The organism is Edaphosphingomonas fennica (assembly GCF_003034225.1).
Classification (GTDB): Bacteria; Pseudomonadota; Alphaproteobacteria; order Sphingomonadales; family Sphingomonadaceae; genus Sphingomonas_E; species Sphingomonas_E fennica.
In genome coordinates this window covers 1-9,619 of the sequence record NZ_PHHF01000029.1, presented here as the reverse complement: position 1 = coordinate 9,619, position 9,619 = coordinate 1, and the positions used below count along the sequence as shown (strand labels likewise).

12 protein-coding genes and 1 pseudogene are annotated in these 9,619 nt (G+C 64.7%); 6 read left to right on the top strand and 7 right to left on the bottom strand.

Translation table 11 applies throughout. The features are described from left to right. Positions 1–77 precede the first annotated feature (77 nt). The 3 genes and pseudogenes from CV103_RS06875 to CV103_RS06865 form a co-directional block, all read left to right on the top strand. Positions 78–419: pseudogene (locus CV103_RS06875) on the top strand (DUF6927 domain-containing protein); the annotation flags it as partial. Positions 420–459: 40 nt separating this feature from the next. Beyond that, positions 460–666 (top strand): hypothetical protein, encoded by a 207-nt coding sequence (locus tag CV103_RS06870; RefSeq protein WP_107394424.1) that lies wholly within the window; start codon positions 460–462, stop codon positions 664–666. Next, a complete protein-coding gene (locus tag CV103_RS06865) occupies positions 663–1,169 on the top strand; it encodes a thermonuclease family protein (protein WP_107394423.1) in 507 nt (168 codons plus the stop codon). Before CV103_RS06870 ends, CV103_RS06865 begins: the two co-directional genes overlap by 4 nt. Positions 1,170–1,187: 18 nt before the next feature. On the opposite strand, the gene CV103_RS06860 is transcribed toward CV103_RS06865, so the two are convergent. After that, a complete protein-coding gene (locus CV103_RS06860; protein WP_107394422.1) occupies positions 1,188–1,826 on the bottom strand; it encodes a cation efflux transmembrane domain-containing protein in 639 nt (212 codons plus the stop codon). Positions 1,827–1,983: 157 nt separating this feature from the next. After that, the gene (locus CV103_RS06855; protein WP_107394421.1) at positions 1,984–2,478 is read right to left on the bottom strand and encodes a hypothetical protein; all 495 of its coding nucleotides are present in this window, start codon (positions 2,476–2,478) and stop codon (positions 1,984–1,986) included. Between the two features lie 29 nt (positions 2,479–2,507). Between CV103_RS06855 and CV103_RS06850 the strand changes: the two genes are divergently transcribed. Continuing rightward, on the top strand, positions 2,508–3,485 hold the full coding sequence (locus CV103_RS06850) for a deazapurine DNA modification protein DpdA family protein (RefSeq protein ID WP_170112576.1): 978 nt from the start codon (positions 2,508–2,510) through the stop codon (positions 3,483–3,485). A 106-nt stretch (positions 3,486–3,591) separates the two neighbouring features. Here the strand turns inward: CV103_RS06850 and arsH are convergent, their stop codons facing one another. Genes arsH through CV103_RS06825 form a run of 5 tightly spaced genes read right to left on the bottom strand, consistent with a single transcriptional unit; the run spans position 3,592 to position 6,699 of the window. Further along, positions 3,592–4,332: an arsenical resistance protein ArsH gene (gene arsH, locus CV103_RS06845; RefSeq protein WP_047100423.1), complete on the bottom strand. Its 741-nt coding sequence runs from the start codon at positions 4,330–4,332 to the stop codon at positions 3,592–3,594. Then, positions 4,329–5,399, bottom strand: a complete 1,071-nt coding sequence (gene arsB, locus CV103_RS06840; protein ID WP_047100424.1) for an ACR3 family arsenite efflux transporter — start codon at positions 5,397–5,399, stop codon at positions 4,329–4,331. The genes arsH and arsB overlap by 4 nt, the downstream gene beginning before the upstream one ends. Before the next feature lie 3 nt (positions 5,400–5,402). Then, entirely contained in the window at positions 5,403–5,828 is a 426-nt protein-coding gene (gene arsC, locus CV103_RS06835) for an arsenate reductase (glutaredoxin) (protein ID WP_047100425.1), read from the bottom strand. Continuing rightward, a complete protein-coding gene (locus CV103_RS06830; protein WP_107394420.1) occupies positions 5,825–6,355 on the bottom strand; it encodes an arsenate reductase ArsC in 531 nt (176 codons plus the stop codon). Before CV103_RS06830 ends, arsC begins: the two co-directional genes overlap by 4 nt. An 11-nt stretch (positions 6,356–6,366) precedes the next feature. Continuing rightward, complete coding sequence (locus CV103_RS06825) at positions 6,367–6,699, bottom strand: ArsR/SmtB family transcription factor (protein ID WP_047100427.1); 333 nt, start codon at positions 6,697–6,699, stop codon at positions 6,367–6,369. A gap of 155 nt (positions 6,700–6,854) precedes the next feature. Here CV103_RS06825 and CV103_RS06820 point away from each other — a divergent pair, with 155 nt between their 5' ends. Both CV103_RS06820 and CV103_RS06815 read left to right on the top strand, forming a co-directional pair. Further along, entirely contained in the window at positions 6,855–7,997 is a 1,143-nt protein-coding gene (locus CV103_RS06820; RefSeq protein WP_047100428.1) for a tyrosine-type recombinase/integrase, read from the top strand. Then, positions 7,987–9,585, top strand: coding sequence for a site-specific integrase (locus CV103_RS06815; RefSeq protein WP_146163391.1), 1,599 nt, complete (start codon positions 7,987–7,989; stop codon positions 9,583–9,585). Before CV103_RS06820 ends, CV103_RS06815 begins: the two co-directional genes overlap by 11 nt. Positions 9,586–9,619: the final 34 nt, after the last annotated feature.

Below are 9,619 nucleotides of genomic sequence, written 5' to 3'. Positions count from 1 at the left end.
GCATGCGGTGAAAGCTGCACGTGCGGTTCGGCGGGGGGATCAGGGCTGACTCCATGAGCAGCACCAATCCTACCCGACTGAGCGAAAACATGGGACCGTGCGAAGCCGACTGTCCCGCTTCCATCCTCGACCTCCTCTCGCCGACCGACAACAAGCATGCGCTCGACTGGCGCGAACGGTGCCGCGCCAACATCGCCCGGCGCGCACGCAAGCTCTCGGACGGCGACCGCATCCGTCTCGAGCAGCCGGTCACCTTCACTGATGGCCACGTCGCGCAGGAGTTCGTCGTCTGCAAACGCCAACGCAGCCTCATGCTGCGCGACCCGGAAAACGGCTGCTTCTATCGGATCAGCCGGCTGATGGAGCGGGCCTGGTCGATCGTGCCCGTCACCAAAATCCACAAGACGGTGTTCGCCTGAGCATCAATCCGTATATCCTCGTGATGAAGTGGATCATGTCATGACAATCGCCATCGAAAGGAACAGCCTGTCGTCCAAGCGCGAATTGCTCTGCAGCCGCGAGAACGCCATGCGCGTCGCGGGCCGGATTTTCGATCATTCGCAGGAACGGGTAAGCATCCTGCGCACCGCGGACCCCCTGCAACCCTTCCGTGTGTCGACCGACCCGGCTCCGCCGGGCCTCATCGTACTCGAAATGGTCGCATGAACCGCCTTGTAGTCCTAGCGCTCCTGCTGTCAGCCGCCTGCACGCCCAGCGATGCCGCCGAGGACACCTCGTTCAGCGCCAAGGCGCGCGCCCTCGATGGCGATACCGTCGCCACCGACTTCCGCCTGCTCGGCGTCGATGCCTTCGAACGGCATCAGCTTTGCGAACGCGCCGGCGCCCGCTGGGAATGCGGGAAGGCCGCGCAGGATCTCGCCGCGCGCACCTTGCGAGGCGGCGACGCGCAAATCCGTCTCTCTTCGCGCTCGAGCTATGGCCGCCCGGTTGCCACCGTCTCGATAGATGGGCGAGACCTCGGCGAAGTCATGATCTCCGCCGGGCTCGCCATTCCGCAGCCGCAGTATCTGCGATCCGATCCCGCACGCTCGGCGCGCTACACGGCCGTGTTCACCGAAGCGCAGCGGCGGCGCGCCGGTGCCTTCGCCGGAAGCTGGCTGGAACCCGCCCGGTGGCGGCGCGGCGAGCGGCTAACCTGCGAACGCTGAAGGCCGGCTACGCTCGCTTCATTCAGCCGCGACCACCTCTGCAGGCGTCTTGAGCTCGCGCATGGCGTGACCAATGATCTGCCAGCCGCCGCTGACGCCGAGACCGGCCAGGATGATGGCGACGCCGATGTCGGGCCAAGCGGTCCCTGTTCCGAACACCCCGCCCGCGGCGACGACGACAGCCACGTTGCCGATCGCATCATTTCGCGAGCAGATCCACACCGAGCGGCGGTTCGCGTCACCTTCGCGGTGACGCCACAGCAGTAGCGCGCACCAAAGATTGGCGACAAGGGCCATCACTCCGATCACGCCCATCGTCTCGGCCTGTGGGAGGCTCCCGGCATAGGCCATCCAGAGCGTGCTCCCGAGCACCCAAAGTCCGACAAGGAGAAGGGTCAATCCTTTCAGCAAGGCTGCCCGCGCCCGCCAGCGCAAGGCGAGCTCCGCGACGACAAGGCTGATCAGATAATTTGCGGCGTCCCCGAGGAAATCGAGCGCGTCGGCCATAAGCGACGCAGACTGGGCGGAAACGCCGGCGATCATCTCGATCGCGAACATGCCGGCGTTGATCCCGAGCGCGATCAGCAGGACGCGTTCCCACCTTTCGTCCCTGGAGCGGTCCGAGCCACATCCGCCACCGCAGCAATCACCGGCCATCGCGCCAACCTCGATTCGACTGACGCCGTCATTATGCACCCGCCACCCGTCAAAGGGTCAAGCAAAGCCTATGTGCCGGTCGGCAGCACGTGCCTCCGGCGCGAAATTTGACCCTGGATCGACCGGACAGCCACATTCTGCCCGATCGATCCGAATTTCAGGCACGCAGGCCGGGATCGGCCCACCATGACTGGCCCTGCTGGAAATCGTCGGATGTGGACACGACCGGGCCATCCGGCTCGTCCGCAACATACGGACGCACGAGAGCCCGGGCCTTGACCTTGCGCCGGTGCATCTTGCCAGCGATCCGACCCCGCGCCTCGAGCAGCTCTTCCAGCCACAGCAGATCGTCGATCATCTCGACCACGCCGCGGCCCGCGAGGCAGAAATAGATACAGCGCTGGAAGTCATCGCCGGCCGGATTGCTGAGGATCGAGGCCAGCTTGCGCTTGCCGCCCTGTTCGCCCTCATGGATCCAGCTCACCGCCTCGCGAAGTTCGCGGACCGAATAAAAGGCGTCCTCGACATGCATGCCGATCGCCGCATTGGCGATCATCCGCCGGGTCGGGCGGTTCTGCTCGTCCAGGGCCGCATCGCGCAGCGTCACGTCGAGATCGAAATGGTCAAGATAGCGGGCGGCGGAATCGGCCATCGGGAATCTCCTTTCGCAGGGAACATAATATGAACAAGGTGAGGGTCAAGCCGAGTACGATCGCGGTCATGATCGGGCTGCCCCATCTGTCCGAGGGCAAGCTGCTCGACCGGGCGAGGCGGTTGCAGCAGCCCGTCCTGATTTCGGCGAACGCCCTGTCGCGCTGGTCGAGGCGCCGCGGGTGGCGGGAATGGACCGGCTGGTCGTTTCGCCTGCTCGGCAACGCGGCGGGCCTCCACACCCTCTGCCTGGACAGCGCTGGGTTCAGCGCGATGGTCACCTACGGCGGCTATCCGTGGACCGTGGACGATTATATCCGCCTTGCGGCGGCGTATTCGTTCGGCTGGTGGGCCAGCCTCGACTATTGCGTCGAGCATCAGGTCGCCGGCGACCGCGACGAGGTGCTCGACCGCATTTCGCGCACGGTCCGGGCCAATATCGAGTGTCGCCTGCGCGGCGACGACGAAGGGATTCTCGACACCTTCATGCCGGTTATCCAGGGGCGCCTGCCGTCCGACTATGAGCGCTGCGCCGAGGCCCTGTCCCTGACGATCGAGCGGGCAGGACTGATCGGCGTCGGATCCATGTGCAGGCGGCCTATCCATGGGCCCGAAGGTCTGATGGCCGTCGTCGATCATCTCGACCGCGTGCTCCCGCGCCTTACCCGGTTGCACCTTTTCGGAGTGAAAGGGGAAGCGCTCCCCTATCTTTCAGCCTTCCGCCACCGCGTCGCCTCGATCGACAGCCAGGCTTACGGGGTCGCAGCAAGGACCGCGGCAAGGCGCCATAACCTCGCGAAAACCGACGCCGTCGTCGCCGATCATATGGAGTACTGGGTCCACACCCAGCATGCGCGCCTGCGCCAGCCGCAGCGCCAGCTTCCCATTCAGCCGCCGACGCCGGATACCGGGCCGCCCGACGATCCCTGGGAGGCCGCGATTGCCGAAGCGCGGCAGCAAATCCGCGAACTCATCGAATCCGGCGACCTCTTAGGTCCGGTCCTCTGATCTGTCTCATTAGGAACGGATGCGGAGAGGGATCAGGCCGACCGCCGCGCTAACCCAAAGAGCTGGCGGTGGTCGGCCTGATCCCTCGCTTGGCGAGGCGCTCGACTTAAGCGATCGACTGCGATGCCAGATCGGGGGCGGCATCCTGCTTTGCCGCCTCCGCCTTCCGCTCCGAATAGCGGTCGACGAGCTGCACGGCGTGCCCACGGGTGAGCACGGTAAAGCGCACCAGCTCCTCCATCACATCGACGATGCGGTCATAGTAACTGGAGGGCTTCATGCGACCGGCTTCGTCGAACTCCTTGTAGGCCATCGCCACGCTTGACTGGTTGGGGATGGTGAACATCCGCATCCAGCGGCCGAGCAGCCGGAGCGTGTTGACCGCGTTGAACGACTGCGATCCGCCCGACACCTGCATCACCGCCAGCGTGCGGCCCTGGGTCGGGCGCATCCCCTTCATCTCCAGCGGCAGATGGTCGATCTGCGCTTTCATGATACCGGTGATCTGGCCGTGACGCTCCGGGCTGCACCACACCATGCCCTCCGACCACATGGCATGGTCGCGCAGTTCATGGACGGCGGGATGATCGTCGCCCTTCACCTGATCGGGCAACGGCAGGTCGGTCGGATCGAAGATGCGCGTCTCCGCCCCGAAGAACTGGAGCAACCGTGCCGCCTCCTCGACTGCGAAACGCGAGAAGGACCGTTCGCGCAATGAACCATAGAGCAGCAGGATACGCGGCGGTGGATCGCCCGCACCAAGCCCGAACGCGGGCCGCTCATGGACATAGCGGAGATCGAGCGCCGGCAGATGATCCGGGTCGGTCAACTCGCTGATACGGGTCAAGCAGCGGCTCCCTTCTCATACCAGCCGCGTGTCCGCTTCACGATCGCCACGACCGACAGCATCACCGGCACCTCGACCAGCACGCCAACCACCGTGGCGAGCGCGGCGCCGGACTTGAGGCCGAACAGGCTTATTGCGGCGGCCACCGCCAGCTCGAAGAAATTGGACGCGCCGATCAGCGCGGCGGGCGCCGCCACGCACCATGCGACGCCAAAACGGCGGCTCAGCCAATAGGCCAGCCCGGCATTGAAATAGACCTGTACCAGAATCGGCACGGCGATGAGCGCGATCACAAAGGGCTGCGCGACGATTGCCTCGCCCTGGAAGCCGAACAGCAACATCAGCGTCGCCAGCAGGGCGGTGAGCGACACCGGCCCGAGCCGGGCCAGCAGCCGGTCAAGCGCGGCCTGTCCGCCTGATGCCAGCACGGCGCGACGGACGAGCTGCGCGACGATCACCGGCACGACAATGTAGAGGCCGACCGAGAGCAACAGCGTATCCCACGGCACCGTCACCGAGGCGACGCCGAGCAGCAGCCCGACCAGCGGTGCGAAGGCGAACACCATGATGAGGTCGTTCAGCGCCACCTGGCTCAACGTGTAATTGGGTTCGCCGTCGCAGAGGTTCGACCACACGAACACCATTGCCGTGCAGGGCGCAGCCGCCAGCAGGATCAGCCCGGCGATATAGGACGGCGCTTCGCCCGCCGGCAGCAACGGCGCGAACATCCAGCCCAGGAACAGCGTGCCGAGCAGCGCCATCGAGAAAGGCTTGACCGCCCAATTGATGAACAGCGTGACACCGACGCCCTTCCAATGCTGGCGCACCGATCCCAGCGCGCCGAAGTCGATCTTGAGCAGCATCGGCACGATCATCAGCCAGATCAGCACCGCGACGACGAGATTGACCCGCGCCACCTCGGCGGAGGCAATCGCGCCGAACAGGCCGGGCAACATATGGCCGAGCGCGATCCCAGCAACGATGCAGAGCGCCACCCACAGGGTCAGATAGCGCTCGAAGAAGGAGATGCCGGGACGAGCCGGCGTGGCGTCGAGAACGGTCGCCATGCCTCAGATCACCCGCGCGCCGGCCGCATCGACGACCTGTTGGCCGTCCTCCTTGGCGAATGCGCCCTGTTGCGGTGCGGGTAGCAGGTCCAGTACCGCCTCCGAAGGGCGACACAGTTTCACGCCGAGCGGCGAGACGACCAGCGGCCGGTTGATGAGGATCGGGTGTGCCATCATTGCGTCGATCAGGGCTTCATCTGACAGCGAGGGATCGCCCAGGCCTAGTTCGGCATAGGGCGTGCCCTTCTCGCGCAGCAGCTCGCGCGGCGTGATCCCGGCGCGCGCGATGAGCTGGACCAGCAATGGCCGCGACGGTGGGGTCTTCAGATATTCGATGACATGCGGCTCGATCCCGGCATTGCGGATCAGGCCCACCACGTTGCGCGACGTGCCGCACTCCGGGTTGTGATAGACGATGATGTCGGTCACGCCGCATCTCCCCGGCGAGTGGTCGAGCCTTCGGTATGGCCGATCTCGCGCAGCTTGGCGGTCAGCGCCGTGGCTTCGAGCTTGTCGATCGGCAGCGAGATGAACAGCCGGATACGGTTTTCCAGATAGTTCAGCGCCATCACGAAAGCGCGTTCGCGCTCTATGTCACCGCCCTGGACATGGCTTGGATCTTCGATGCCCCAATGGGCCGTCATTGGATGGCCGGGCCATACCGGGCAGACTTCACCGGCTGCGTCGTCGCAGACGGTGAACACGAAATCCATGACCGGCGCACCGGGCCGGGAAAACTCCTCCCAGCTTTTCGAGCGCAGGCCCTCGGTCGGATAGTCGAGCCGTTCCAGCAGTGCGAGCGCGTCGGGGTTAACCGCGCCCTTGGGATAGCTCCCGGCCGAGAAGGCATGGAAGCGACCTTGGCCGAGCTTGTTCATGGCGCTCTCGGCGAGGATCGAGCGTGCCGAATTGCCGGTGCAGAGGAACAGGACGTTGAACACGCGATCGGTGGACATGGCAGTCTCCGTCAGCAGCAGGGGACGAGTTCGGCGACGAGCGGTGCACACAGTTCCGGTTTTCCGGCGCAGCAGTCCTTCACCAGAAAGAGGGTCAGCGCGCGCAGCGCATCGAGGTCGGCGCAGTAGATGATCGACCGGCTTTGCCGCTCGGACTTCAGCAGGCCCGCGCGCGTCAACGCGGCGAGGTGCGCGGACATCGTGTTCTGAGGAACGTCGAGCGCTTTTGCGATCTCGCCGGCGGGCAATCCTTCGGGCTCGTGGCGCACCAGCAACCGAAATGCGTCAAGGCGTGTGCCCTGCGCGAGAGCGGCCAGGGCCGTGATAGCCGAATCAGTATCCATATATCCGAGATAGTGGATATATGGATGAATTGGAACAGGCGTCGTGTCGCCCGGCCCAAAAAGTGCTCGCTCAGCCGACTGTCCGAACTGGAAAGGCCGGGATGATGCTAGAATAACCGCCCTGATCCCGCGTGCGTGAGGCGGAGGTGTGATCCATGGTGACGATCATCCGTGCCGTTCCAGGTGAGCCCGGCATTCCCGCCGGGTTCCCCATCCTGTTCGACGCGAACATGGCCATCATCGAGCCGGCCTTTGCCTATCTGCTCGAACATGCCGAGGTTCATGGCCACTCCCAGGCCTCGGAGACGGTACGGACCTATGGCGAGCACCTGTATGAGTGGTTCGATGCGCTCGAGCAGTCCAACATCAAATGGGATGTCGCTGACGAGCATATACTCGCAGCTTATCGATCCCGAATGCTCGAAGGGCCGAGCCAGCATACCGGGCGGCCGTTTGCCCGCTCCACCATCAATGCCCGGGTTGCCACCGTCTATCGCTTCTATTCCTGGGCCCTCGATCACGACTTCATCCGGCATCGTGCGTTCCCGCGACCGTTGCAGACACGGCAGGGCAGGGGACCGCGTGTTGGGCCACAGATCAGACGCCGTTCGACCGGGAGCCTCACGGTCTCGGTCCCGGAGCAACTGCCACGACCAATGCGCCCCGATGAGCTGGCAAGGCTGTTCGCGCAGCTTGCGCCGACCGCGCGCCTTGCAGGGGAGTGGGCGCTGTGCGCAGGCCTTCGACGCAAGGAACTATGTGCTCTGGCGGTCGATCAGATACCGGATAGCTGGTCGCTTCACCCGGAAGAGACGCCGCTTGTAGGCGTGCCGCTCAGCATCACCAAGGGCGACCGGCCGCGAACGGTCTATCCGCCGGTTCGCCTGCTTGATCGCACGCACTGGTATATCGGAGAGGACCGGGCCCGGATCGTGCGGCGCGCGCGCAATGCCGATCCCCGCTACAGGGCGCCGCCCAATCTTCTCCTGAATGAACATGGCCGTGCGATGACGCGCAAACGCCTGACGGCGCTTCTGTCCGAGGCGTTCGCGGCCGCTGGGTTGCCCGGCACGCTGCATTGGCTCCGTCACACCTTCGCGATGGTGATGCTCACGCGGCTTCAGATCCAGGCTCGTGCCAATCCGGCGCTGAATCCGCTGAAGATCGTCCAGGTTCTGTTGGGCCATGCCTCGATCGCGACGACCGCCATCTACCTGCGCTGCGTCGAGCTGTACGAACCCGATATCAACGAGAGCCTTGCCTGGCTCTACGGCGAAGCGATCAACGATGCTGGCTGAGGGACGGATCGACCGCCGTATCGCGATCGATCGAGCATCGACCGCGCAAGCGCCAGATGATCGACGCTTCTCCTTTCGTGATGAATGGGGACAGGTCGTGCAGACGTTCGATCCGGTCGCCCTCGACATGCCACATGACCTCACCTGCGCCTTTGTCGAGGCGTTCAGGGTTCATGATGCCGGATCTTCGATCTCCACACGACGCGGACGCTGGAGAGTGATCCGGCGCTTCGGTCGCTTCCTACGCACAGAAGGCGTAAGCTGTGCTGCTGATGTGAACGCCGGCACGATCCGGCGCTACATTGATGCGCTGGCACCCTCGATAGAAGGCCGCCAGCTCAGCCGAGCCACGATGGCTCAACGCTTCGCCAGCCTGAAACCATTGCTCGAGCGCATCGAGCAGACCGATCCGGATCTGTTCGGGAGCGCGCTCGCCATCCCCTACAGCCCGTTCCCCAGCACGGGGTGGGCGCCAGAACCCAAAGCCCGGCTCACGGCAGCGGAAATGAAAACGATCCTCGCGGCCGCCTATGAAGAGATCGACATCGCATGGGCGCGGTTCCAGCGCGGCCAGAAGATCATCGCCTCTCCCCAACCCCCGGAGGGAACTGGTCCGAGAGAGGCGCTCGCGCGCTGGGTGTGGAAACTCCACCGGATCGGCGGCGGCATCGCTCCGAGCGGCGAGGCAATCCGCGCTGCCGGGATCAACCCGAACTCGCTCGAGCATCATGGACGTCAGGAGGCGATCGCTCAGCATTATCACCTGACCTCGCACACGATGGGGCCGTTCTTTGTCGCGCTGGCGATCCAGCTTGCCGCCAATCCCCAGCCTCTTCGGGCGATCCGCCGCGACTGCCTCGTGCCCCATCCACTCGATGATCATCGGGTCATGGTGGAATGGCTCAAGCAGCGGGGCGGTCGAACTCCGAAAATGCAGCGTCGGTCCTTCGACCGCCGTAAAATGCGATCCGCACCGCGTCTGATCGAAATGCTGCTGGCGATGACCGAGCCGCTGATCGAGCATGCTCCGCCTGAAGAACGGGAATGTCTGTTCCTGATCCGCTATCTGTCGCGGGCCTATTATCGCAGGCACGACTATCCTGCCGGCCTGATCGCGCCCGACAGCATCCCCGGGTTCATCAATCGCTTCATCGGCCGCACCAACAGGCGGATCGAACGCTGGAACACCGCACATCCGGAGCAACCGAAACCACTGGTGCCCAAGTTCACGGCCTCGCAACTACGCGGCAGCGTCGCCACGGAGCATTATCTGGCTTCTGGCGGCGACCTGCGCGCGGCAGGGACGGTTCTCAATCACGCCAGCCTCGTCACGACCGATCGCTACGTCGAGGGACCGGCCGCACGGAAGCTCGAGCAGGAGACGATCGCGCGCCTTCAGAAGCTCATGGTAGCCTGGGTCTGCGGACCCGACCGGAAGGAGCCCGCCCGCCACGGCCCGGTAACGGCATTGTTCGGGCATCGTTGTCTGGCGCCTGTCGAACAGGGCGCTGACGGAAATCCGCATCTCTGTCCGAGACTGCGATATAGCGCGACGATCTGGGTGAGAGGTCAGCGACTATCAGGATGAGAACAGATTGTCGCGGCGGGTTCATGGTGCCGGG

Excerpts from the sequence above, each read along its gene's own strand:
- CV103_RS06815 (WP_146163391.1), top strand. The coding sequence starts at position 7,987 with ATGCTGGCTGAGGGACGGATCGACCGCCGTATCGCGATCGATCGAGCA.
- CV103_RS06855 (WP_107394421.1), bottom strand. The coding sequence starts at position 2,478 with ATGGCCGATTCCGCCGCCCGCTATCTTGACCATTTCGATCTCGACGTG.
- CV103_RS06870 (WP_107394424.1), top strand. The coding sequence starts at position 460 with ATGACAATCGCCATCGAAAGGAACAGCCTGTCGTCCAAGCGCGAATTG.
- CV103_RS06820 (WP_047100428.1), top strand. The coding sequence starts at position 6,855 with ATGGTGACGATCATCCGTGCCGTTCCAGGTGAGCCCGGCATTCCCGCC.
- CV103_RS06850 (WP_170112576.1), top strand. The coding sequence starts at position 2,508 with ATGAACAAGGTGAGGGTCAAGCCGAGTACGATCGCGGTCATGATCGGG.
- CV103_RS06830 (WP_107394420.1), bottom strand. The coding sequence starts at position 6,355 with ATGTCCACCGATCGCGTGTTCAACGTCCTGTTCCTCTGCACCGGCAAT.
- CV103_RS06865 (WP_107394423.1), top strand. The coding sequence starts at position 663 with ATGAACCGCCTTGTAGTCCTAGCGCTCCTGCTGTCAGCCGCCTGCACG.
- CV103_RS06825 (WP_047100427.1), bottom strand. The coding sequence starts at position 6,699 with ATGGATACTGATTCGGCTATCACGGCCCTGGCCGCTCTCGCGCAGGGC.
- arsB (WP_047100424.1), bottom strand. The coding sequence starts at position 5,399 with ATGGCGACCGTTCTCGACGCCACGCCGGCTCGTCCCGGCATCTCCTTC.
- CV103_RS06860 (WP_107394422.1), bottom strand. The coding sequence starts at position 1,826 with ATGGCCGGTGATTGCTGCGGTGGCGGATGTGGCTCGGACCGCTCCAGG.